The organism is Nocardia sp. NPDC051030, assembly GCF_040683015.1.
Taxonomy (GTDB): domain Bacteria; phylum Actinomycetota; class Actinomycetes; order Mycobacteriales; family Mycobacteriaceae; genus Nocardia.
In genome coordinates, this window is record NZ_JBFBCD010000007.1 from 383,684 (window position 1) to 408,493 (window position 24,810).

The 24,810-nt window shown below is 66.6% G+C and carries 18 protein-coding genes; 9 read left to right on the forward strand and 9 right to left on the reverse strand.

Annotated elements, in window-relative coordinates:
- The first annotated feature begins 6 nt into the window (after positions 1-6).
- Positions 7-6,162, forward strand: a complete 6,156-nt coding sequence (locus AB0N05_RS25290; protein WP_364698312.1) for a type I polyketide synthase — start codon at positions 7-9, stop codon at positions 6,160-6,162.
- Positions 6,163-6,210: 48 nt separating this feature from the next.
- Here AB0N05_RS25290 and AB0N05_RS25295 read toward each other — a convergent pair whose 3' ends face one another.
- The 4 genes from AB0N05_RS25295 to AB0N05_RS25310 form a co-directional block, all read right to left on the reverse strand.
- The gene (locus AB0N05_RS25295) at positions 6,211-7,068 is read right to left on the reverse strand and encodes an SAM-dependent methyltransferase (RefSeq protein WP_364698313.1); all 858 of its coding nucleotides are present in this window, start codon (positions 7,066-7,068) and stop codon (positions 6,211-6,213) included.
- Entirely contained in the window at positions 7,061-7,831 is a 771-nt protein-coding gene (locus AB0N05_RS25300; RefSeq protein WP_364698314.1) for an alpha/beta fold hydrolase, read from the reverse strand. The genes AB0N05_RS25295 and AB0N05_RS25300 overlap by 8 nt, the downstream gene beginning before the upstream one ends.
- Positions 7,832-7,865: 34 nt before the next feature.
- Positions 7,866-9,083: a cytochrome P450 gene (locus tag AB0N05_RS25305; RefSeq protein ID WP_364698315.1), complete on the reverse strand. Its 1,218-nt coding sequence runs from the start codon at positions 9,081-9,083 to the stop codon at positions 7,866-7,868.
- A 113-nt stretch (positions 9,084-9,196) separates the two neighbouring features.
- Positions 9,197-10,480 (reverse strand): cytochrome P450, encoded by a 1,284-nt coding sequence (locus tag AB0N05_RS25310; protein WP_364698316.1) that lies wholly within the window; start codon positions 10,478-10,480, stop codon positions 9,197-9,199.
- Positions 10,481-10,592: 112 nt separating this feature from the next.
- Between AB0N05_RS25310 and AB0N05_RS25315 the strand changes: the two genes are divergently transcribed.
- Entirely contained in the window at positions 10,593-10,946 is a 354-nt protein-coding gene (locus AB0N05_RS25315) for a hypothetical protein (protein ID WP_364698317.1), read from the forward strand.
- Positions 10,928-11,632: a dihydrofolate reductase family protein gene (locus AB0N05_RS25320; RefSeq protein ID WP_364698318.1), complete on the forward strand. Its 705-nt coding sequence runs from the start codon at positions 10,928-10,930 to the stop codon at positions 11,630-11,632. Before AB0N05_RS25315 ends, AB0N05_RS25320 begins: the two co-directional genes overlap by 19 nt.
- Before the next feature lie 130 nt (positions 11,633-11,762).
- Here AB0N05_RS25320 and AB0N05_RS25325 read toward each other — a convergent pair whose 3' ends face one another.
- The 3 genes from AB0N05_RS25325 to AB0N05_RS25335 all read right to left on the reverse strand — a co-directional run bounded on the left by AB0N05_RS25325 (position 11,763) and on the right by AB0N05_RS25335 (position 14,435).
- On the reverse strand, positions 11,763-12,008 hold the full coding sequence (locus AB0N05_RS25325; RefSeq protein ID WP_364698319.1) for a helix-turn-helix transcriptional regulator: 246 nt from the start codon (positions 12,006-12,008) through the stop codon (positions 11,763-11,765).
- Between the two features lie 56 nt (positions 12,009-12,064).
- Complete coding sequence (locus AB0N05_RS25330) at positions 12,065-13,624, reverse strand: carboxylesterase family protein (RefSeq protein WP_364698320.1); 1,560 nt, start codon at positions 13,622-13,624, stop codon at positions 12,065-12,067.
- Positions 13,625-13,724: 100 nt separating this feature from the next.
- Entirely contained in the window at positions 13,725-14,435 is a 711-nt protein-coding gene (locus AB0N05_RS25335; protein ID WP_364698321.1) for a GNAT family N-acetyltransferase, read from the reverse strand.
- A gap of 208 nt (positions 14,436-14,643) precedes the next feature.
- Between AB0N05_RS25335 and AB0N05_RS25340 the strand changes: the two genes are divergently transcribed.
- A complete protein-coding gene (locus tag AB0N05_RS25340) occupies positions 14,644-15,852 on the forward strand; it encodes an LLM class flavin-dependent oxidoreductase (RefSeq protein ID WP_364698322.1) in 1,209 nt (402 codons plus the stop codon).
- 8 nt (positions 15,853-15,860) lie between these two features.
- A complete protein-coding gene (locus AB0N05_RS25345; protein WP_364698323.1) occupies positions 15,861-17,222 on the forward strand; it encodes an NtaA/DmoA family FMN-dependent monooxygenase in 1,362 nt (453 codons plus the stop codon).
- Positions 17,223-17,287: 65 nt separating this feature from the next.
- On the opposite strand, the gene AB0N05_RS25350 is transcribed toward AB0N05_RS25345, so the two are convergent.
- A complete protein-coding gene (locus AB0N05_RS25350; protein ID WP_364698324.1) occupies positions 17,288-18,598 on the reverse strand; it encodes a dicarboxylate/amino acid:cation symporter in 1,311 nt (436 codons plus the stop codon).
- Positions 18,599-18,865: 267 nt separating this feature from the next.
- Here AB0N05_RS25350 and AB0N05_RS25355 point away from each other — a divergent pair, with 267 nt between their 5' ends.
- Together AB0N05_RS25355 and AB0N05_RS25360 are read left to right on the forward strand one after the other, a co-directional pair.
- Positions 18,866-19,534, forward strand: coding sequence for an NAD(P)H-binding protein (locus AB0N05_RS25355; protein WP_364698325.1), 669 nt, complete (start codon positions 18,866-18,868; stop codon positions 19,532-19,534).
- A 33-nt stretch (positions 19,535-19,567) separates the two neighbouring features.
- Positions 19,568-19,927, forward strand: coding sequence for an antibiotic biosynthesis monooxygenase family protein (locus tag AB0N05_RS25360; protein ID WP_364698326.1), 360 nt, complete (start codon positions 19,568-19,570; stop codon positions 19,925-19,927).
- 14 nt (positions 19,928-19,941) lie between these two features.
- On the opposite strand, the gene AB0N05_RS25365 is transcribed toward AB0N05_RS25360, so the two are convergent.
- On the reverse strand, positions 19,942-20,484 hold the full coding sequence (locus tag AB0N05_RS25365; protein WP_364698327.1) for an LppP/LprE family lipoprotein: 543 nt from the start codon (positions 20,482-20,484) through the stop codon (positions 19,942-19,944).
- Positions 20,485-20,613: 129 nt separating this feature from the next.
- Here AB0N05_RS25365 and AB0N05_RS25370 point away from each other — a divergent pair, with 129 nt between their 5' ends.
- Together AB0N05_RS25370 and AB0N05_RS25375 are read left to right on the forward strand one after the other, a co-directional pair.
- Complete coding sequence (locus AB0N05_RS25370) at positions 20,614-21,099, forward strand: Lrp/AsnC family transcriptional regulator (RefSeq protein WP_364698328.1); 486 nt, start codon at positions 20,614-20,616, stop codon at positions 21,097-21,099.
- A 197-nt stretch (positions 21,100-21,296) separates the two neighbouring features.
- The gene (locus AB0N05_RS25375) at positions 21,297-24,773 is read left to right on the forward strand and encodes an indolepyruvate ferredoxin oxidoreductase family protein (protein ID WP_364698329.1); all 3,477 of its coding nucleotides are present in this window, start codon (positions 21,297-21,299) and stop codon (positions 24,771-24,773) included.
- Positions 24,774-24,810 lie beyond the last annotated feature (37 nt).

Consider the following 24,810-nt stretch of genomic DNA (forward strand, 5'->3'; position numbering starts at 1 on the left):
AGCGATATGACGAACGCCGAAACGCCTGAGGGCACAGCAAAACTCGCCGCCGCGCTACGGGCCTCACTGAAGGAAACCGATCGATTGCGGACGCGCAATCGTCAGCTCGACGCGGCCCTGCGGGAGCCCATCGCGATCGTGGGCATGGCCTGCCGATACCCCGGCGGCGTCGAGTCACCGGAAGACCTGTGGCGACTGGTCTCCGATGGCGTCGACGCCACCAGCGATCTCCCCGCCAACCGCGGCTGGGATATCGAACGCATCTACGACCCCACCGGCGAGCAACCCGGCCGCTCCCACACCCGCTCGGGCGGATTCCTGCACACCGCAGGCGATTTCGATCCCACGCTCTTCGGCATCAGCCCGAACGAAGCCGCCACCATGGATCCACAGCAGTTCCTCCTGCTCGAAACCTCCTGGGAGGCCTTCGAACGCGCCGGAATCGACCCGGCGACCCTGCGCGGCAGCGCGACCGGCGTCTGGGTCGGCATGATGTACCACGACTACCCGGCCAATACGAACGCGGGATCGCTGGCCTCGGGCCGGGTCTCCTACACCTTCGGACTCCAGGGACCGTCGGTCACCGTCGATACCGCATGTTCGTCCTCGCTGGTGGCCATGCATTCGGCGGCCGCCGCACTGCGCTCGGGCGAGTGCGAGTTGGCCCTGGCGGGCGGTGTGACCGTGATGGCGGGCCCGGATACGTTGGTGGAGTTCAGTCGGCAACGCGGACTGGCCATCGACGGCCGCTGTAAGTCGTTCTCCGACAGCGCCGATGGCGTCGGCTGGGCGGAGGGCGCCGGTGTGCTGGTGCTGGAACGACTGTCCGACGCGCAACGCAACGGCCATCGAATTCTCGCCGTGCTGGCCGGTTCGGCGGTGAACTCCGATGGCGCCTCCAATGGGCTGACCGCGCCCAACGGCCCCGCACAGCGGCGCGTCATCGAGCAGGCATTGGCCAGTGCCGGAATCTCCGCCGCCGACGTCGACGCGGTCGACGGACACGGCACCGGAACAACTTTGGGCGACCCGATCGAAGCGCAGGCATTGCTGGGCACCTACGGCCGCGATCGCGCGCCGGAACGGCCGCTGTGGCTCGGATCGCTGAAATCGAACATCGGACACGCACAGGCCGCCGCGGGCGTGGGCGGCGTGATCAAGATGGTGATGGCCATGCGGCACGGAACACTGCCGCGCACACTGCATGTGGACCGGCCGTCGACCAAGGTCGACTGGTCCGCGGGCGAGGTGCGGCTGCTGACCGAACCGGTGCCGTGGCCGCTGCTCGATCGCCCACGGCGCGCGGGCGTGTCGTCATTCGGCATCAGCGGCACCAACGCACACGTCATTCTCGAAGAGGCTCCCGCCCTCGAACAGGCGCCCGCCGCCGCGACGGCCCCGGCCGAGCCCATCGGGGCGGTCCTGCCCTGGGTGCTGTCGGCTGCCAGTTCCCGTGCGCTCGGCAATCAGGCCGTTCGCTTGGGGTCCTACATCTTTAGACAATCCAGCCGCGAAAACGCCGTCGCAGCACACGATGTCGGATACTCCCTTGCCGCCACGCGCGCCACTCTCGGCCATCGAGCGGTGGTCCTCGGCGCCGATCGCGACGAACTGTTGGCAGGTCTCGAGGCATTGGGTCGCGGAGACTCCCTACCCGGTGTGGTGTCGGGTCGCGTGGCTTCGGGCTCGACGGGGTTCGTCTTCTCGGGTCAGGGTGCGCAGTGGGCCGGTATGGCCGAGCAGCTGCGTACGCACCCGGTTTTCGCGGAAACGTTCGACAAGGTCGTCGCGGAGCTGAATCCGATTCTGGACCAGCCGATTTCGCTCGACGAGGCGCTGACCGCGACGGACCTGATCAACCAGACGGTCTTCGCGCAGGCCGGACTGTTCGCCTTCGAGGTCGCGCTGTATCGCCTGCTCGAGGCGTGGGGTCTGCGCCCCAACCTGGTGGCGGGCCACTCGATCGGCGAAATCGCCGCCGCGCATATCGCCGGGGTGCTGTCGCTCTCGGACGCCTGCACCTTGGTGGCGGCGCGCGGCCGGTTGATGCAAGCGCTCCCCGCGGGTGGAGCGATGCTCGCGGTGGGAGCGCCGGAATCCGCCGTGGCCCCGCTGTTGACCGACGGCGTATCGATCGCGGCGGTGAACAGCCCCACCTCGGTGGTGGTCTCCGGCGTCGAGACCGAAGTCGACGCGCTGGCCGGGTTGTTTGCCGAGAAGTCCTGGCGGACAACTCGTTTGCGGGTGTCACACGCGTTCCATTCCGGATTGATGGAACCGATGTCGACGGAGTTCGCCGCGGTGGTCGAGGGTTTGAGCTTCGCCCGGCCGACCATCCCGCTGGTATCGACCGTGACCGGCGCTCGGGTGACCGATGAGATGTCGGACCCGGCGTACTGGGTGCGTCAGGTCCGCGCCACGGTGCGGTTCGCCGACGCGGTGACCGCGATGGCCGAGGCGGGTGTGGTGCGCTTCGCCGAGGTCGGGCCGGACGCGGTCCTCACGCCGATGGTGCTCGGCACCGTGGACGCCGAGGGCACCGTCGCGGTCGCGGCGGCGCGCCGTGACGAGGCCTCGACCGCCACGGTGACGGCCGCGGTCGCGAAGTTGTTCGTGTCGGGCGCGGAGGTGGATTGGCCCGCGTTCCATCCCGGCGCGCAACCGATCGACCTGCCCACCTACGCGTTTCAACGCGAGCGGTTCTGGCTCGATGCGAAGCAGTATCTGTCGACGACGTGGCTGGCCGCCGAAGCCGATGCCGCAGGATTGGATCCCGTCTCCCACCCCCTCCTGGGAGCGATTGTCCCGCAGCCCGATTCGGGTGGGGTGAGCTTCGTCGGCCGCTGGTCGTTGGACTCGGTCGGATGGTTGGCCGATCACAGCGTGCTCGGTACGGCGCTGCTGCCGGGAACCGGTTTCGTCGAGTTGGCGACCCATGTGGGCGGATTGCTCGGTCACCCGCGAGTGGACGAGCTGATCCTGCATGCGCCGTTGACACTGCCTGCCCGCGACGCAGTTTCGGTGCAGGTGGTGGTCGGCGCGGCGAATGATTCCGGTCGACGGCGCATCACGATTCACTCGCGCCAACCGGGTGCCGTCGCATGGACATTGCATGCGGAAGGTGACCTCACCGCTGAGGACGTCCGGCCCGATTTCGATCTCGCCGATTGGCCCCCGGCCGACGCCGAGGCGATCGAAGTCGCCGACGCGTACACCGAGATGCTGGATGCCGGATACGGATACGGCCCCTATTTCCAGGGCATGCGGGCGATGTGGCGACGCGGCGAGCACGGCACCGATGGTCACGAGCTGTTCGCCGAGGTGGCCCTGCCGGATGCGGCGGCCGCCGAAGGATATGGCCTGCACCCCGCACTGTTCGATGCGGCCATGCATGCCCTCATCGTGGATCGAATGCGCAATGGCGGCCTCGACGCGCCCGCACTGCCGTTCAGCTGGCGTGGCGTCGCACTGCACGCGGCCGGATGCAGCGCCGCCCGGGTCCGAATCCGGGTGCACGAGAACCGTTTCACGCTGTGGCTGGCCGACAGCACCGGCAGCCCGGTGTTGTCGGTCGACTCGCTGGACACCCGTCAGGTGTCCGCGGACCGACTGCGCGCGGACAGGGTGGCCGATGCCTTGTTCACGGTGGATTGGATCGCCGCGTCGGTCGCCACCGGTTCTGTGGCCCCGGCGCGCACAGTGGTCATCGGCGCGCCGGGTTCGGCGGAGGTACGCGGCTATCCCGACCTCACGACGCTGGTCGCGGAACTCGACGCGGAAGCTGTCGTCCCCGAGCTCGTATTGCTCCATTGCGCCGATACCGGCGACGCGTCGTCACACGCCGCCCGCGAGGCATTGAACGGCGTGCTGGCCACTGTCCAACAGTGGTTGGCAGACCCTCGATTCGCCCAGTCCCGCCTGGTGATCCTGACCAGCGACGCGGTACGCACCAGCGAGTACGAGCAGGTGCGCCCGGCGCAGGCGCCGGTCTGGGGTTTGGTGCGCGCGGCCCAGGCCGAACATCCGAACCGGTTGCAACTCTTGGACCTCGAGGGTTCGGCCGACCACGATCCGGCCGCCGTCGCCACCGCCGCAGCGGCCCTGGCGACGGAGCCGGAGGGCGCGCTGCGCGGTGCGAATCTCCTGGTGCCGCGTCTGGTTCAGCATCAGCTCACCGAGGAGAACCGCGAGCCGGTCGAGCCGTTGGACACCGGCACCGTGCTGATCACCGGCGGCACCGGCGGGCTGGGTGCGCTGTTCGCCCGGCACCTGGTCACCGAATACGGTGCGCGGCGGCTGATCCTGACGTCCCGGCGGGGACCAGAGGCTCCCGGCGCCGACGAATTGTGCGCCCAGTTGACCGAACTCGGTGCGCAGGTGACCGTCGCCGCCTGCGACGTCTCCGACCGGGGCGCGCTGAAGGCACTGCTCGACGAGATCGGGTCCGAGCACCCACTGACCGGTGTCGTGCACGCGGCGGGCGTCGCCGACCACGGCCTGATCGAATCGATGACGAGCGGTCGCATCGATACCGTGTTCGCGCCCAAGGCCGATGCCGCATGGCATCTGCACGAGCTCACCAGTGACCTGCCACTGTCGCTGTTCGTGCTGGTGTCCTCCGCCGGTGGGTTGGTGCTGGCCGCCGGGCAGGCCAATTACGCGGCGGCCAATGTGTACCTCGATGCCCTCGCCACCTACCGCCGGGCGGCCGGGTGGACGGCCACGTCGATCGATTACGGCCTGTGGGAACGCTCGAGTGGTCTGGGCGCGGAACTGTCGGACGAGGATTTCGAACGGATGCGGCGACAGGGCTTTCCGGCGCTGTCCGAATCCGACGGACTGGCGCTGTTCGATGCCGCCGTGACCTCCGGCCTCGCCCAGCTGGCCGCATTGCCGGTCGACCGAGCCGTGCTCCGCACGCGCGCCGAGCACGCGCCCGCCCTGGTTCGCGGGCTGGTACCGACATCGGCACCGCGCGCGACACCGTCACCGCTGCTCGAGCTGGTCGGCCTGCCGTCCGAGGAGCGGCTTCCGCTACTCGTGGAGTTCGTGCGCAAGCAGGCGGCCGCGACGCTCGGCTATGCGGATGTCGACCTCATCGCGGTCGACAATGTGTTCGGCGAGATGGGATTCGACTCGCTCACCGCGGTCGAATTCCGCAACGCACTGCGCGACGCCACGGGCGTGCAGTTGCCCGGCACCCTCGTCTTCGACTTCCCGACGCCTCAGATTCTCGCGAAACAACTGAACGAAAGATTGGCGGAAGGCGCAGGCGCCCTCGCGACCGCTATCCACGCGGCCACCGAACGAGATCGTGAGGAGGGTGTCGCCGACGACTCGCTGTACGGAATGTTCCGCACCGCGGTAGGGCGGGAACAGTTCTCGGTCGCCTTCCTGCTCCTGCACCTGGCGGCTCAGATGCGTGACCAGTTCACCGCCAACGACCTGCCGGACATCAAGCCGGAGCTCATCCGAATGACCGAAGGCACCGCCACGCCGCGCATCATCTGCATCGCCCCGCCGATGGCGGCGGGTGGTGTGCGCCAATACGCCCGAATGGCCAGCAAATTGCGGACAGCCCGCGACGTGGTCGGCCTCGCACCGATGGGATCCCACGCGGGCCAGCCGCTGCCCACCGACTATGCCGCCGCCACCAAGGCATTGCTCCAGCCCATCCTCGATGCCGCCGAGGGCCAGCCGTTCATCCTGTTCGGGTACTCCTCCGGCGGGGTCCTGGCCTACAGCGTCGCCGAACAACTGGAAGCTCTCGGCGGACCCGCGCCGACGGGAGTGGTGCTGGTGGACAGCTATCGGGTGGCCGAGGGCGATGCGAGTGAGTGGATTCTCAAGCCGGTCGCCGAGAACATGGTGACCAATGAGGCCGCCTTCGATCGCTTCGACCCCGCCCGGTTGACCGCCATGGGCCAGTACATTCAGGTCCTGCGCGGGATCGTGCCCGGGAAGATCACCGCGCCCACGCTGTTCCTGCAGTGCGCGCAGCGGATTCCGGGTGTCCCCGCGGACTTCGATGCGTGGCAGGCCCAGCCGTGGGACGAGAGCCATCAGGTGGTCCAGGTGGATGCCAACCACTTCGCCATGTTGCACGAGGGATCGGATCAGGTCGCCGCGGCGGTCGACGATTGGCTGGAAGGGCTGGAGTGAGGATGCGGCCGGGAGGGTGAATCACCCTCCCGGCCGCGAGCTATCCGATCATGCGCCGGTGTGCGTGAGCCGAACCGCCGCACACCACGGGAACCGCTTCGCGCCGATCGGCATCCGGGGGCCGACGGGTGCGAAGGCGAGCGACCACAGCAGCGGGGGCAACCGGCGGAATCGGGCTGCCATACGGAACAATCCGACCACCTCGTCCGCGGTCCAGCCCGCATCGGCGAAGAATCGCAGCGGTTCGAGCGGCCCGAACTTCCAGGGTGAATTCGCGAGTAGCTGCTTGTTCACTCGATTGAACCGATCGACCACGGGCTTGTTGTTCACATCCATGATCCACCAGCTGATTTCGGGTCGCGCCAGTGCCGCGGCCAATCCCGAGACCTCGTCCTCGGACAGGTAGTACACCAGCCCTTCGGTCAGTACGAGCGCCTTCTTCGCACCCTCGAGCGCCTTGTCCAGGAATTCGTCGCGCGCTGTCGGGTCCGCGAGATCCACTGCGGCGCGGGTGAGAACACAGCGCGGGGTCTCGTCTTCCAGCAGCCGGTTCTTCTCGGCGATCAAATCGGGGAAGTCGACTTCGATCCAGCGGAGATCGGCGGGCAGATCGAGACGATACGGCCGCGCATCCAAACCCGCCGCCATATTGATGACCAGATCGCAGCCCTCGGCGAGGGTTTCGGTGATCAGATCATCGATGACCTTGGTTCTTGTGACCAAGGGCCAGCCCGCCATCGCGTTCCGTTCATTCGCGACGATGGCCTTGCCGGTTTCGCCCGCGAGCCGCTCCGCGAGCGGGTCGTGAAAGAGCGCATCGGTACGGGCGGATTCGATCGCGCGATACGCGGCCACCCAGTGGGCGGTGTCCGAAACATTCGAAATGGGTCCAGCGGTTTCAGCCATGGTTGCACTTTCTCTGATCGCACTGAGAATTTTCACTGATCAGTTCGGCCACACCGTGCGAGTTGGCATCGATGTAGAAGTGGCCTCCCGGAAACGACCGCTCCGTGAACGGCCCGGTGGTATGCGTCTGCCACTCTTTCAGTTCGGCGCTGCTGGTGACGGGATCACTATCGCCGACCAGCGCCACGAGCGGAGACTCGACCGCGGCCCCCGGTGCGCACGTGTAGGTTTCGATGGCGCGGTAGTCACTTCTCGTGACCGACAGAATGATCGACCGAAAATCGGGATCCTCCAGCAGCACCGCGGGCGTGCCGCCGAAGTCCAACAGGTGCCGGATCAATTCCTGATCGCTGTACCGGTGCACGGAGTCGGAGCCCTTCCGCGCCGGTGCGATTCGGCCCGATACGAACAACGTGGACGGCGGCATCGCCCGGTCCTGTTCGAGACGACGGCAGGTCTCGAACGCCACCGCCGCACCCATGCTGTGGCCGAACAGCGAGTAGCCCGCGGTCCGCGGAATCAGTTCGCGAATTTCCGGCAGCGCACCCTCGACCAAGTCGGCGACACTTCCGAGTAATGGTTCGTGCCTGCGATCCTGGCGCCCGGGGTATTGCACACCGAGCACACGGAATCGCGGTCCCAGCGTTCTGGCCAGCGGCCCGTAGGAGATGGCCGATCCACCGGCGTGGGGAAAGCAGATCAGAGTATGGGCGTCATCCTCCGATCCGGCGGACAAGCTACGCAACCAGCTGGCGTTTCCCATGGGACCTCTCGGCGAATCGGTGAATCGGTGAATCTCATTGCAGCAGAACGGGGACCGACCGATGACCGTTGGAGACGAAGCTGCCCAGCGGCCGGAGTTCGGCGGGATCCACCGCCAATCGCATATTCGGGAACCGCTCGAACAAGGCGGGCAGTGCGATCGCCGCCTCGAGCCGAGCCAATGGCGCACCGAGACAATGGTGCGCGCCGTACCCGAAGGCGATGTGCTCCTTATTTGCCCGGTGCACGTCGAAATCCCCAGCGGTGTCACCGTGAATCCCCGGATCCCGGCTCGCGGCCCCGTAGGAGGCGAGGATCGCCTCGCCCGCGGCGATCCGAACGCCCGCGATCTCGATATCCTCGGCCGCGTAGCGCAGGGGCAGATGCGTGATCGGCGGCTGGTATCGCAATGCTTCCTCGATCACCTCCGACCATGGCACCCGGCCCGCGAGTACATCGGCCCGCTGTTCCGGGTTGCTCAGCAAAGCGACGATCGCCTGGTCGAGCAGGTTGACCGTGGTCTCGTGACCGGCATTGATCACCAGGATCAAGGTGTCGATCAATTCCTTCTGCGTCAGCCGGTCGGAGTCCTCGTCGACAGTCGAGAGCAGCGCACTCGTCAGGTCCTCGCCGGGGTTGCCGCGCCGGTAGAAGATCAATTGCCCCATGAGGGAGACCATTTTGAGGACATTGGCCTTCGCCTGCGCGGGCGTGAAGGAAGTGTCGAAGAACCCGTCGACGCACGCGTGGATCTTGGCATCCAAATGCTTTGGTACGCCGAGCAATTCACCGATGACCTGAATCGGCACCGGGTACGCGTAGGTGGGCCGCAAATCGACGACCTCACCCGAGGGAAGGGCATCCAGTCGCTTCAGCAGTCCATCGACAATGGCTTCGATCCCCGGGCGCATCAGCGTGGTGCGGCGATTGGTGAACGCGGGCGCCACGAGTTTGCGGAGGCGGCGGTGCTGGGGACCGTACGCGGTGAACATATTCTCCGCGATGACCCACGGGTGCAACGGCCATCGCTGGTCGATCTCCCCGTTCTTATAGGCCGTCCAGTGCTGGCGTGGATCCTTGGACACTCGGGGATCGGCGAGCAATTCCTTCAGCACCACCGCATCGGTGACCGCCCACGCCGATACCCCACCGGGCAATCCCACCAACGAGACCGACCCGCGCAGGCGTATCCGCTCGTTCTCGGCCTGAACATCGGCACCCGTCGGATCCAGCACAATCGCTTCAGTATTCAAGGACCAACCCCCTGAGCCGCGGGGGCAAACCCCGTAATGCGTCAATCTTGTTCCAGCGACTGGCCGAATTTACCACCATCGGTTCGGGTCTCGGACATCGAGCGAATGTGGTATCAGCGGGACTTCAGTCGAGCGGGCATGTGCGCATACCCGCGCAGAGTGGACAGCCGGCGGCGGGTCGGCTCGCCGTCGAGACGGATGTCGGGGAAGCGTTCGAAGAGGGCGGGCAGGGCATGCAGGACCTCCAGCCGGGTCAGGCTCGCGCCGATGCACGCGTGTACGCCGGTGCCGAAGGAGAGGTGTTCCTTGGCATTGGGGCGGGTGACGTCGAAGCGGTGCGGGTCGGGGAATTTGACGGGATCGCGGTTGGCCCCGGCCAGCGAGACGATGACCGACTTTCCCGGCTCGAGGGGAATACCTCCGTCGAATTGCACGGGTTCCAGGACGCGACGGGCGGTCATCTGGATCGACGGGTCGTAGCGCAGCAGTTCCTCGATCGCACCCGGCCAGCGCTCGGGCTCGGCGCGCAGCAGGTCGAGTTGATCGGGGTGGGACAGCAGGAGCGGGACGGCATTGCCGAGCAGGTTCATGGTGGTCTCGAAACCCGCGCCCATCAGTACGTTGGCGCTGGCCATCAATTCGATGGTGTTCAGGTCGCCCGTGGAGACCAGGTCGCTGAAGATGTCGTCCCCCGGTTCGCGGCGCAGCTTCTCGATGTGGGCGGCAATGTGGTCCCGCAGCGCCTCGGTCGCGGCCATGGCGCGGTGGTGGGTCCGCCAGGAAATTCCGACATCCAGCAGCGGAGCGACCTTGCTCCCCCAGCTCAGGAACAGCGGGCGATCGGCCGCCGGGATACCCATTATCTCGGCGATGATGGCGATCGGCACCTGCGCGGCGAAATCCGCCATCAGGTCCACGGATTCGCGCGCGGCCATCGCATCGAGCAGCTCCGTGGTGACTTCGCGGACCCGATCACCCAGGCGGGCGACGGCGCGGGGGGTGAAAGCGGAGGCGACAGGTTTGCGCAGCCGTCCGTGCTCCGGCGGGTCCACCGCGAACATGGATGGCGCTTCGATCGGGTTGGGCGGCACCACAACTCGTTCGGCGTAGCGGCGCAAGAGGAAGGGCACGGAAGGATCGATCGGCACGCGCACGCCGAATCGTCTGTCGCGCAGGACTTCCCGGCACATCTCGTAGCTGAAGGCAGCGTAACCGATCTTTGTGACCTGCACCCCGCCGTCGCCGCGCAGCTGATCGATCAGCGAGTACGGGTCATCGTAGCCTTCGTCCCCGCTCATCAGCCGCGCGAACGGGTCCCCCATGGCCCGCAGCGCGAGAAACCCCAGCCGCGGAAACCCATGCTCCGCCGCCCACCGTATCGAGTACCTCGGGTCCATCAAAACCTCTGTGCCGTAACGAAACCGCGAACGCCACCGGCTCGCCGATCTCAATATAGGCCGCCGGGCCCCACCCGCAACCGCATTATGAAGATGGAACCGACATTGACCAGTGATTCCGCTTCCGACGGAAGAGTCCAGGTCAGCGGGCGACCTCATCCAGGAATTCGAACCTCAGCAGTTCGCAGATGCCATAGCCCAGATGCAGCCGGATTACCCGCGGGAGAAGGGCGTATATCTCGCGCGGGCCGCAGTCGCCCACATGGCAGTGGGCGATATCGAGCCCGCGGTGACCGCTGGCAGTCAGGCTCTCCAGATCGGCATCGGCACGAGGTCGGCCCGCATCCTTCACAAGGTCCGCCAGCTGTCGGGCATGATCGATCCTGCCAGCACGCAAACCGGAGTCGCCGAGTTCCGCGACGCCTTCACCGCCTGGGAGTCAGAGAGTTGCCCCGACCGTACGTAGTGCTCTCCGTGGCCGTCAGCCTCGACGGCTATATCGATGACTTGGTCCCGGAGCGCCTATACCTGTCCAACGATCGGGACTTCGACGGTGTCGACGCATTACGCGCCGAGTGCGATGCCATCCTCATCGGCGCCGAAACCGTCCGTCGAGACAATCCACGCCTATGGCTGCGCAGCGAAGAACGTCGGGCCGCCCGCACTGCCTCCGGCAAACCCGAGAATCTCCTCAAGGTGACGGTCACCCGCTCGGGCGATATCGACCCGGCTGCGCGCATGTTCCACCATCACGTCGAGGCCGGAAAGCCCCTCGTCTACACCACTTCCGAGGGAGTCGCGAAGATTGGCGACCGCCTCGACACAGTGGCTCAGGTCATCCCCGTCACAGCCGACGACTTCTGGGGTGCGCTACTCGACGACCTCGGCCGCCGAGGAATCGCACACCTCATCGTCGAAGGCGGCACCCAGATCCACACCGCGTTCCTGGAATCCGGGCTCGCCGATGAACTTCGATACGCCGTCGCGCCCCTCCTGATCGGCCAAGCAGAAGCGCCAAGATTCGTCGGCCCGGCCGAATTTCCGGGCGGCTCGCGACACAGGCTGGAATTCATCGACGCAACAGTGCTCGACGACATCGTCGTTCTGCGCTACCGACCGAAGGGCACCAGCACCACGACACCCGGTTCGTAGAGGCGGGCGCACCAGCAGAGGCGAAAACACGGAAGAAACCAGTGTGCAAATGCGGAAAATAATCCTGAATACCAACCGTCACTGGAGATCCGACCTATGAAGCCCCGAGCCCCACGGATCGGGGCCTTTCTTATTGTGTTGCGAAGTAGCCCTCGGCTGGGGCATCGATTCCGGCGGCGGTGGCGATCCGGGCCGTGACGGCGGGGGGCATTGGGGTTCCTGCTTCGATGGCGGCGATTTCGGCGCGGGTCACGTCGGCGCGACGGGCGAAACCGGCTATCGACCAGCCGCGGGATTGGCGGGCGTTTCGCACGCTTCTGCCGAACTCGTAGGCGAGTTGGATTCGGCGGTAGTCGAATTCCTCCCTGGTGATCATCGGGTTCGACTGTAAACGGGCTTTTGTCCGGAATGGAGGAGGCCGGATCGGCCGTGTCACGGCGGGCCGAGGAAGAGGGTGCAGTGGTGGGCGGCTCGGTAGTCGAAGCGGGAGATGCCGTCGGGGTCGGGGGCCAGGGAGAGGGCGGCTTCGGAGGCTTCGAAGCGGGGCCAGCGGGGGGATTTGGGGGCGGTGGGGGTTCCCTCGCGGGCGAAGGTGGACCAGTAGGCGATCATCTTGCCTGCCAGTTGCCATTGGTCCCAGGTGAAATTCGCGGTGCGGCCGATCAGGTCGAAGAGGTAGGGGAGTTCGGAGGCGTGGGCGGCTCCGGGCGGGAAGTCGGCGGGGATGAGATTGACGTTGGGGGCGTGGTCGTCGGCGAAGTCGTAGGCGTAGACGGGGGTTCGGGCCGCCATGGCCTTGTCTGCGGCGAGGGTGGGGCAGGACCAGGCTGCGTCGGTGCTGACCGTTGCCCAGGCCAGGGCCGGGGAGCGGTAGTCGGCGAGGGGGTAGGCGGCCATGACCTGGTTGGCCTTGTCGCCGAATGCTCCTCGCATGAGGTCGGGGTAGTTCTCGGCCGTGACGGGCAGACCGTGTTGGATCGCTCCGGAGATGAAGGCTCGGGCCTCGTCCCTGGTGCCGCCGGACATGATCGGGATGTGCGGGAAGTCCCCTGCCTGCAATGCCTTTGCGGGATCGGCGGGCAAGAGCGGGGTGCCCCAGGCCAGATTGCTGGCGAATCGATCATTGACCGGCATGAGGTCATCGGCGGGTTTGGCGCGCATACAGGCCAGTTCGCTGCCTGCGGCGCAGCCCAATTCGGTGGCGGCGGCCTGGCCGGTGGCCTGGGTCTGGGAAACCTCGGAGTACGGGGTGAAGGTGGGCAGTCCGAGTTTCTGCACGTAGGTGCCGCTGAGCCACTTCAGCAGGCAGGAGCCGGATTGGATGATCGCCTTGTCGATCAATCCGGCGGCGGCCGGGGAGGTGAGCAGTGCGCAGGCGCTCATACCGCCCGCCGATTCGCCGGACAGGGTCACATTGCCCGAGTCACCGCCGAAGGCGGCGATATTGCGTTTGGTCCAGCGCAGCGCCTGGAGCTGATCGGCCAGCCCGAAGTCACCCGAACCGGCCAATCCCGGCAGGCCGAAGTAGCCGAAGACGCCGAGCCGGTAATTGACCGTCACCACAATGACATTGCCCTGGTCGGCCAGGCGTTGCGCGTCGTAGTCGCCACCGGACCCGTAGAGGTAGCCGCCGCCGTGCAGCCACACCAGGACCGGCAGTGCGGCCCCGGTTTTCGTCTGCGGGGTGGTGACATTGAGGGTCAGGCAGTCCTCGCTGCCGGAGGTCTTACCGTCGTGCAGTTGCGTACACCGCTGGCCCAGCTGGCTCGCCTCGAAGACGCCGGACCAAGGGCGCACCGGAACCGGGTCCCGCCACCGCAATTCACCGATCGGCGGCTCCGCATAGCGGATACCGTAGAAGACGTGCGCGAACGCGGTGTCGGTGCCGCGAATCTGCCCCGCATCGAGCCGCACCGTCAGCGGCAGGGTGGCCCGGACGTCCCGATCGCTCTTGGACACCACCAGAACCGATGCGGCGCAAGCGATCAGCACGAGGAGCCGTAGCACCCTCAGCGATCGATACGACAACCTCATGCGCGCGGCTCCCCCGAGTGATGGACTCATCCCACCGCGAAGGTTACCGCCCGACCGGTTAGTCCGGAGCTTGCACGAGGGTCAACCGGCCGCGTTTGCGCAGGGTGAAGCCCAGGGTCTCGTAGAGGCTGATGGCCGTCACATTGTGCGCGACGGCGTGCAGGAACGGGATCTCGCCGCGCGCCCGGATGCCCGCGCCGACCGCACGCACGAGCCTGCTCGCAATGCCCCGCCCGCGGAATTCGGCATCGGTGCAGACGGCACTGATCTCGGTCCAGCCGGGCGGGTGCAGGCGCTCCCCCGCCATGGCCACCAGCTTGCCGTCCACTCGCAGGCCCAGGTAGGTGCCCATTTCGATGGTGCGCGGGGCGTACGGCCCGGGATCGGTGCGGGCGATCAGATCCAGGATTTCCGGCACATCCGCCGCGCCGAGCACCTCGAATTCGGGATCGTGCGCGACCTCGAGCGCGGACCCGTCCATCTGGACCGAACCGAACTCGGCCAGCACGGTCCATCCGGGCGGCAGCACATGCCCGGAACCGCGCAGCCCGGTACTCCCGCCCGGCCCGAGAATGCTGGCCAGGTCCTCCCAGTCCTGCTCATCGAGTTCCGGTGGGTGCCCGACGAACCGGGCGACCTCCGGCTCATAGCGCCCGATCCGCCCCACCCATTCGGCGAAACGACTGTGCTCCCCGCGCAGCGACGACCGCACCGGGTCGTCGAGCGGGTGTAGCGAGGTGTCGATCTCGATGGCCGACTCAGTAGTCACAGCACACTCCTCCGCATCCGCGTCCAGCAGAGACGTTAGCGAGGCGTATGACCAAGCGAACCCATTGCACTCACCGCGATTCCGATTCCCCTCGGCCACAGCGTATTTCCCCTGGCTCAGGCTGATCCCAACCGTTGACCCCACCCGCGCCGAGCACGAGTCTGGCCGTGCGGACACCGCTGCGGACCTCAACAGAAAAGGGGAGACGATGGCACCGAAACCACTACATCTCGGCGTCGCACTCGACGGGGCGGGCTGGCATCCGGCCGCGTGGCGGGAGCCGAATTCCCGGCCCGGCGAGCTCTTCAGCCCCGGCTATTGGACGGATCTGGTCACCACCGCCGAACGCGGGCTGCTGGATTTCGTGAGCATCGAAGACAGCTTGACGATTCCGGGGCGGCCACACACGCCGTCCGATAATGCGATCGATCAGGTGCGGGCCCGGATCGACGCGCACTTGATCGCGGCACGGGTCGCACCGGCCACCCGGCATATCGGACTCATTCCGACGGTGACGACCACTCATACCGAGCCGTTCCACGTCTCCAAGTCGATCGCCACGCTCGATTACACCTCGCTCGGCCGGGCGGGCTGGCAGGTGAAGGTGGGCGGAAGCGCCGAGGAGGCCGCGCTCTTCGGCCGCCGCGAGCTGCGCGATATCACCGCCGCCGAGATCGCGGAGGCCGTCGCGAACGGCACCTTCCCCGCCCAGGTGCACGAGCTGTTCGACGAGGCCGCCGATGCCGTCGAGGTGGTGCGGCGGCTGTGGGACAGCTGGGAGGACGATGCCGAGATCCGCGAGGTGGCCACCCGCCGCTTCATCGATCGCGACAAGCTGCACTACATCGACTTCGAGGGCCGCTTCTTCAGCGTGCGCGGGCCGTCCATCACGCCGCGCCCGCCGCAGGGCCAGCCGGTGGTGACGGCGCTCGCGCACGCCCCGCTGATCTACGAATTCGCCGCGCGCAGTGCGGATCTGGTGTTCATCACGCCGACCCGGGACGACGGTCCCCGCCCGATTCTGGCGCAGATCGCCGCGGCGCAGGCGAATCGGATCGGCGAACCGCTGCGCGTCTATGCGGATCTCGTGGTCTTCCTCGATACCGATACGGCCACCGGAACACAGCGCCTGGCCCACTTGAACGAGATCGCGGGGCTCGAATTCGGTTCCGATGCGGCGGTTTTCGCCGGTAGTGCCGACGAGCTCGCCGATCTGCTCATCGAGTGGAGCGAACAGGGTCTCGACGGATTCCGGCTGCGCCCCGGTGTCGCGGTCGATGATCTGGCCGCCATCACCGATCGACTGGTTCCCGCCCTGCAACAACGCGGTGTCTTCCGCACCGGCTACCCGGACGGCCCGCTGCGTGCACTGCTCGGCCTGCCGACCACCGTCCCCAACCGCTACGCGACAGCCTGAGGTAACCCGTGAGCACACCCCGTAAGCAGGTCATCCTGGGCGCCTACCTCGGCGGCGTCAACCATCACACCGCGTGGTGGCATCCCGAGGCGGGCAGCCAGATCGATTTCAGCAGTTTCGAACACACCGCGCGCACCGCCGAGCGCGGCAAGTTCGACTTCTTCTTCCTGGCCGAGGGTCTCATCCTGCGCGAGCGCGCGGGACAGATCTTCGATCAGGACATTATCGGCCGCCCCGATACTTTCACGGTGCTGGCCTCGCTCGCCGCGGTCACCGAACATCTCGGACTGGCGGGCACCATCAATGCCACCTTCAACGAGCCCTATGAATTGGCCCGGCAACTCGCCAGCCTGGATCATCTTTCCGAGGGCCGCGCCGCCTGGAATGTGGTGACCTCCTTCGACGCGTTCACCGGCCAGAATTTCCGGCGCGGCGGTTTCCTCGATCCGGCCGACCGTTATGTGCGGGCCGAGGAGACATTGAACGCTGTTCGCGCCCTATGGGATTCGTGGAATGCCGAGGATCTCGTCGCCGATCGGGACTCCGGCCGATTCCTGGCTCGCCCCGATGCCGGGGCATTCGCCTTCCACGGCAACCAGTTCGATATCTCCGGCCGTTTCAGCGTGCCGCGCAGCCCGCAGGGCAGGCCGGTGATCATTCAGGCGGGCGTCTCACCCCAGGGCCGCGCCTTCGCCGCCGCGAATGCCGACGCCATCTTCTCCCCCTACGGCAAACTGCCCGAGGCCGCGGACTTCTACCGCGACATCAAGTCTCGCGCGGTGGCCTCGGGACGGTCGGCCGACGACATCAAGATCCTGCCGTCGGGCTCCTTCGTGCTCGGCGATACCGAGGCGGAGGCGATCGAGAAGTTCCATGCCATTCGCAATGAGCAGGTCACCGGCCAGACCGCGCTGATCCTGCTCGAACAGATCTGGAACCGCGACCTCTCCGCCTACGACCCGGAGGGCCCCGTGCCCGATATCGACCCGGATCCCGAAGCGCCGCCGATCATTCAGGGCCGGGCCTTCCAGCACCAGGACCGCTTCGCCACGGTCGAGCGACTGCGACAGGTGGCCGAGGCCAAGAAACTCACCCTCCGCGAGGTCGTGATCGATCAATTCGAACGCGGCCCCCTGATCGGCACCCCTGCCCAGGTGGCCGAGCAGATCGATTCCTTCGTCCAGAACGATGGTTCCGACGGCTTCATCCTCGGCTCCCACCTGGTTCCGTCGGGGCTCGATGAATTCGTGGAGAAGGTGGTGCCGCTGCTGCAAGATCGCGGCGTGCTGCGCACCGAGTACACCGGAAACACCTTGCGCGACAACCTCGGCCTGCCGAATGTGCGATCGGCGGTAACCGCCGACGCCTGAGTTTCGCCTGGTAATGACAGCAGCCCCGGTCCATATGGACCGGGGCTGCTGTCACTCGCGGGGGATCACGCCGCAGCGGGCACCGGTTCCCGAATCGGCTCGACGGCGACCAGCGGTGCCGACGGCCCATCGAAGACTTCCTGGTCGAGAATGCCTTCCCGTTTCGCCACCAGCAGCGGAACCACCATCTGCCCGGCCACATTGGTCGCGGTGCGGATCATGTCCAGGATCGGATCGATGGCCAGCAGCAGTCCCGCCCCCGCGAGGGGCAGTCCCAGCGTGGACAGGGTCAGGGTCAGCATGACGATCGCGCCGGTGAGGCCCGCGGTCGCCGCGGAGCCCACCACGGAGACGAAGGCGATCAGCAGATAGTCGCGAATGCCGAGGTGGGTTCCGGTGATCTGCGCGACGAAGATGGCCGCCAGCGCCGGGTAGACCGCCGCGCAGCCGTCCATCTTGGTGGTCGCGCCGAAAGGCACGGCGAACGAGGCGTATTCGCTTGGTACACCGAGCCGTTCGGTGACCATGCGCTGGGTCAGCGGCATGGTGCCGATCGACGAACGGGAGACGAACGCCAATTCGATGGCGGGCCAGACCTTGGCGTAGAAGCGGATCGGGTTCACGCCGCCGATCACGCGCAGCAGGATCGGATACACGACGGCCAGCACGATGAAGCAGCCGACGTAGACGGCGATGGTGAATGTCGCCAACGGCCGCAAGAGATTCCAGCCGTAGCTCGCGATCGCCTTGCCGATCAGCCCGGCCGTGCCGATGGGCGCGAGCCGGATCACCCACCACAGCGCCTTCTGCACCAGTTGCAGCACCGTTTCCGCCAGTGTGACAACGGGTTTAGCGGCATCACCGAGCTGCAATGCGGCGGCACCGGCCACGACGCCGAGGAAGACCAGTTGCAGCACATTGCCATTGGTGAAGGCGCCGACGATGTTGGTCGGAATGATGCCGGTGAGGAAGTCGGTCCAGCCGCCCTGCGACTTGGGGGCAGTCGCCCCGGCAAGGCTCAGGTCCACGCCCCGACCGGGATTGGTGAGCAGACCGAGCACGATGCCGACCGCGACCGCGATCAGCGAGGTGCCCAGGAACCACAGCAGCGTGCGCCCGGCCAGCCGCGCCGCATTGGTGACATGGCGCAGCCCGGCGACGCTCACCAGCACCGCGGTGAACACCAGCGGCGGCACCGCGAGCTTGAGCAACTGCACGAAAATACTGCCGACCTGGGTCAATGTGCTGGTGAGCCAGGCCGCGCCGGTGGCCCGCGCGAGGAATCCCGCCGCGATACCGACCACCAGCCCGAGCAGGATCTGGATGCCGAAGGACCAGCGCGCTGGATTCAGGGCGCGCGAAGAGGGTGAAGACATGTGGAACTCCCGAGCGAGATCAGGGGTGAATGGAGCCGAGCGCAGGGTCAGCGACACAACTGCGCGGCCAACCGGCCGAGATCCACATGACGCCGGGAAACCAGGCGCACCACTGTCAGCGAGAGATTCACAATGTTTCACAGGATAAGGGATTCATCCGATCAATTCACAACAGTCACATTTCCGGCTCCGGATCCGTCGAGTAGATGACGGAGAAAATCCGCTCGCCCGGATCGGGCGGGCCCACGCAATGTAGGGAGTCGATCCATGAAGCTCACGGTGTTCGGCGGCAGCGGCTTGGTCGGGCAGCAACTGCTCGAGCAAGCCGTCGCGGCGGGCCATGACGTCACCGCCGTCGTCCGCGACCCGCAGAAGGTGGCTCGATTCCCGGTCACCGTGGTGACGGCCGACCTCCTCACGGCCGACCTGGACACCCTGGTCTTCGCGATCGGCGGCGCCGACGCCGTGCTCTCAGCCATCGGCCCGGCCGACAACAAAGCCGCGGGCATCGCCTCGAAAGGCACCGCCGCCATTATCGAGGCAATGCACGAGACGGCCGTCCGCCGCCTCATCGTGGTCAGCGCCGCCCCCGTCCGCACCACCCCCTCCCCACGAAACCCCAACCCACCCAAGCGCGATGAAGGCGACCCCTTCTTCCTGAAGTACGTCATCTACCCCATAGTCAAGGCCGTCCTACGCCCGCGATACCTGGACCTCGCCCTCATGGAGGACGAACTGGAGGCCAGCGACCTCGACTGGACCGCCATCCGGCCGGTGCAACTCACCGACAAACCACTCACCGCCAACTACCGAATCGCCTTGGGCGAGAACCTCCCCGGCGGCCGCTACGTCTCCCGCGCCGATGTGGCGCACTGCATGCTCCGCGCCCTCGACTGGCCGGAAACCTCCGGTCGCGCCGTCGGCATGGCCGACTGACCCATCCCCCACCACCTCAACAGGAGAACACTCATGCCAGAAATCCCCGAAACCCGCACCGCCACACCCATTCTCACCCCCATCACCATGATCAACGCCTTCACCGTCCCCCTCGAGGAATCCGAGGAGTTCCTCCAACTCTGGAAGGAGAACGCCCAAATCATGGCCGCCCAACCCGGTTTCGTCCGGGCCCGCCTCCATGAATCCCTCATAGACGACGCCGAACTTCGCTACGTCAATGTCGCCGCCTGGGAAAGCGGCGTCCAACTCGAGGAAGCCCTGGCCCGCCCCGAATGGCAAGCCAGCGCCCAAAAACTCCTCACCCTCAACGTCAAGGCCCGCCCGAGCATCTACCAGGGCATCATCGACGTCACCCCCGGCGCACAGCTCTAGATCGGGTCGAATAGTCAGTTGTGCGGCGGGAACTGGCCGTTCGCCTGCACGGTGGTCCCGTTCAGGGTGTAGGTCACCACGCTCGGGCCACCCGAAGGGCAGCAGAGTGGGTCGCTGTCCTTGATCCAGCTGTACTTCACCGAGACGGTGTTGCGGGTTTTGCCGGTCACCTGCGTGTACATGTATGGCTCGTAGGTCGCGGTGCCCAGGTAGGTGCCGTTGGTGAAGAACAGCACGTGGGTGTACGGGTGGTTGGTGTCCGTGTCCACGGTCATCCAGGACAGCACACCATCGCAGCCCGAGGAGATCGGGTCATCGCTGGCCAGGCCAATCGACCAGGTGCCGATCGGGGCTGCGCCCAAACGCGCCAGCCCCGATTGGGCGAGACCGGAATTCAGATCGAAGCACAGGCCGTGCCCGCTCCCCTCCGGAGCGGCGGGCCTCTGCTGCGCGACGGCATCGGCCGGTGCGGCCGTCCCCGAGGTCGTACCGCATCCCGCGACCGCGATCGCGGTACCCGCCACCAAAGAAACCAGCATCGCCGACTTGGCTCTCATTTGACCCCTCCGAGTTCGATCTTCGAATGAACATCGAACAGACCAGCCCGGGCGTTATCCGGCCAGCGCCGAACCGGGCAGGCCCCCCAAGCTCCCCGGCAGGCCGAATGCCTTGTGGGAGAATTCGTCATGCCCATCAAGATCGATGCACTCGACGCCGCACTCCTGGCCGAATTGGCAGCCGACCCGCGCGCGCCGATCCTCGAACTGGCACAGCGGCTGGGGATCGCCCGGAATACGGTGCAGGCCAGGATGAAACGACTCGAATCCTCGGGAGCCGTGCGCGGATACCCACCCGCGGTCGATCTGCAGGCGCTCGGATTCGCCGTGCACGCACTGCTCGGCGTCGAACTCGACCAGAACAAGATGAACTCGATCGTCGAGGATCTGCGCGGATTCCCGAATGTGCTCGAGGTGCACGCGACGACCGGGCGCTCCGATCTACTGGTCCGGATCGCGGCGCAGTCCCAGCAGGATCTGCTGGAGATCATCCAGAACGTGCACGCCATCCCGGGCGTCAAGCACACCGAGACCATGCTGGCCCTGGCGACTCCGATCGAGTATCGCTGTCTCCCCTTGGTCGAACATCTGACGAAGCATCCCGGACCGGCCTGATGTGACACCGGCCTCGCTGATCTCGAGCAGAATGATGCGCAGGTCACAGTGCTCCAGATCACTTTTGAGCAGATTGATCAACTTTTCGCCCGCCAGTTGACATAGATCACCCATTCACGGCAAATTTCGCTGCACCGATTGCAAATACCTTCGTTCGCAGCTCACGATCTGGGCTGTGGGAAGTGTGGTGACAGATCATGACCAGCGTTGCGTGCCCGTCCTCGCTACAGCAGTCCGAGACGACCGCGCCCTATGATCTCGCCAACCGCTACCGCTCGGGTGCGGGGCCGGTCCTCCTGACCGGCGTGCAGGCCATTGCCCGGCTGCTGGTCGAACAGCATGTGCGCGATATTCGTGCCGGTCGCCGGGTCGCCACCTTCGTGTCCGGCTATCAGGGCAGCCCGCTCGGCGGCGTGGACAAGATGCTGCTCGGCATGCCGAATGTGCTGACCGAACACGACATCACCTTCGTTCCCGGCTTCAATGAGGAACTCGCCGCCACCTCGGTATGGGGCAGCCAGGCCGATCTCCCGGCCGGGCGCGCGACCCACGACGGTGTGGTCGGCGTCTGGTACGGCAAGGGGCCCGGCGTGGATCGGGCGACCGACGCCATCCGGCACGCCAATATGTACGGGGTCAATCCGCGCGGCGGAGTGCTGCTGCTGGTCGGCGACGATCCGGCCTCGAAATCCTCCACGGTGCCCGCGGTGAGCGAGCGGTCCCTGGCGGCCATGGGTGTGCCGGTGCTGTTCCCGCGCAATGCCGAAGAGATCATCACCATGGGCATGCAGGGCGTGGCGCTCTCGCGGGCCTCGGGCTGCGTGGTGGCCATGAAGATCGTCGCCGATGTCGCGGACGGGGCGTGGACGGTCGACGGCTCGGTCGCCGACCGGCCCATCACGGTGCCCGAAGTGCAGTGGGACGGAAAGACTTTCGTCTACCGGCAGCGGCCGATGGCCGCTCCGACGGACAGTGTGCTCGCCGAGGCGGACCTGTACGGGCCGCGCTGGGCCATCGTCCGGGCCTACGGCGCGGCGAACGATCTCGACGTGATCGAGGTGAATCCGGCCGACGCCAAGATCGGTATCGCGGCCACCGGCACCACCTTCGACGCGGTCCGCCAGGCCCTGCTCGACCTCGGCGTGGACGAGGCGGCCATGCATCGCGCGGGAATTCGCCTGCTGCGCATCGGCATGCCGTATCCCGTGGGGACACAACAGGTCACCGAATTCGCGCGGGGGCTCGAACAGGTCATCGTGGTGGAGGACAAGACCGCGTTCATCGAGACCCAGATCCGCGAAATCCTTTACGGCACAGCCGACGCGCCCCGGATTCTGGGCAAGCAGGACGAGCGTGGCGCGACGCTCATGCCGTTCGACGGCGAGCTCACCGCCGGTCGCCTGCTGGGGCCGCTGCGCCGGGTGCTGCGCGATCGAGTCGAGCTGAAAAGAGCTGCGCCGCCGCCGCTTTCGTTGGAGGTGCTCTCCGCCAAGCGGACGCCGTACTTCTGTAGCGGATGCCCGCACAATCGCTCCACCGCGATTCCCGAAGGCTCCATCGGTGGCGGCGGTATCGGCTGCCACACCCTGGTCACCATGTCCGGACGCAGCGACAGCGCGGTGACCGGCCTGACCCAGATGGGCGGTGAGGGCAGCCAGTGGATCGGGCAGGCTCCGTTCACCGATGTGCCGCACCTGTTCCAGAACATTGGCGACGGAACGTTTTTCCACTCCGGGCAGCTGGCCGTGCAGGCCTGTATCGCCGCCGGGGTGAATATCACCTACAAGCTGTTGTGGAATGAAGTCGTCGCCATGACCGGCGCGCAGGATGTCGAGGGCGGCATCACGGTCGCGCAGTTGACCCATAAGCTCGCCACCGAGGGCGTCAAGCAGATCATCATCTGCGCGGATGAACCCAAGCGGCACAATCGCAAGGCGCTGGCCGCAGGCACATTGCTGTGGCATCGGGATCGGCTCGACGAGGCGCAGCGGCTGTTGCGTGAGGTCAAGGGCGTCACGGTGCTGATCTACGACCAGCACTGCGCGGCCGATGCCCGGCGGCAGCGTAAGCGCGGCACGCTGCCGGTGCGCAATACCCGCGTGGTGATCAATGAGGCCGTGTGCGAGGGCTGCGGCGATTGCGGCACCAAGTCGAATTGCCTGTCCGTGCAGCCGGTCGACACCGAGTTCGGGCGCAAGACGCGCATCGATCAGACCTCGTGCAATACCGACTACAGCTGCCTGGATGGCGACTGCCCGTCGTTCGTGACGGTCGAGGTGGTGCCGGACAAGAAGGGGCGCAAGGCTTCCCGCCGCAAGGCCGCCGAGCCGCCCGCCGTGACCGATCCGGGGCTGGACGCACCGGTGGGCACGCAGAATGTGCTGATCGCCGGTATCGGCGGCACGGGCATCGTGACGGTCAATCAGGTGCTGGCCACGGCCGCGCTGCGGGCCGGGTACGAGGTGGAGAGCCTGGACCAGATCGGGTTGAGCCAGAAGGCCGGTCCGGTGCTGTCGCATCTGCGGTTCTCGACGACCGCGCTGGAGCCGTCCAACCGGCTCACCCCGGGTAGCGCCGACTGCATTCTGGCCATCGATCTGCTGGGTGCCGCCGACCCCAAGAATCTGCAGTACGGCGATCCGGCCCGGACCGTCGCGGTCGCGTCGACCAGCCAGACGCCGACCGGAGACATGGTGTACAACAAGGCGATTCCGTACCCGGACACGTCGCTGCTGCTGGATCGGCTGACCGGGGTGTCCCGGTTCATCAGCCAGTTCGATGCGCTGGACGCGGCCGAGAAGCTGTTCGGCAATACCGCCGCCGCCAACTTCCTGATGGTCGGCGCGGCCTTCCAGACCGGCGGGCTGCGGCTGCCCGCGGCGGCGATCGAAGAGGCCATCGGAATCAATGGCGTTGCGGTCGCGGCGAATATCGCGGCCTTCCGCTGGGGCCGGGTCGCGGTGTCGGATCCGGTCGCGTTCGCGGCCGCCGTGGAACCGGCACGGGCGAAGGCCGCACCGGTGGTCGTTCCGGCGGAGTTGTTGGCGGACACCACCTTCGACGGTGAGGTCCGGCGACTGGTTGAGCTGCGTGCCGCCGAACTGGTGCAGTACCAGAACGCGAAGGTGGCCCGGCGCTACATCGACACCGTCCAGCTGGTGTGGGCTTCGGAGCGCACGGTCACCGATCGGACCGACTTCAGTGCCGCCGTGGCGCGCGGACTGCACAAGTTCACCGCCTACAAGGACGAGTACGAAGTGGCTCGCCTGCTGGTGGATCCGGCCTTCCTGGCGCAGGTCGAGGCGCAGGTGCCCGGCGGTGAGCGGCTCACCTACAAGCTGCACCCGCCGGTCCTGCGCGCCCTCGGGCGGCAGAAGAAGATCGGGCTCGGGCCGAAATCGCATGTGGCGCTGAAGGTTCTCGCCAAGGCCAAGGTGCTGCGCGGGACCAAGCTGGACCCGTTCGGTTACGCCCATGTCCGGAAGGTGGAGCGGGAGTTGCTGTCCCACTACACCGATATGGTGCGGCACTTCGCGGTCGCGCTGACCATGGACAACTACGAGACCGCGACCAAGGCGGCCGGACTGCCCGATGTGGTCCGCGGCTACGAGGACGTCAAGCTCGGCAATGTCGAGCTCTACTGGGCGGGGCTGCGCGAGCTCGGCATCGACTAGATCCCCCTGATATTCGAATACTCCTGCCGCACAACGG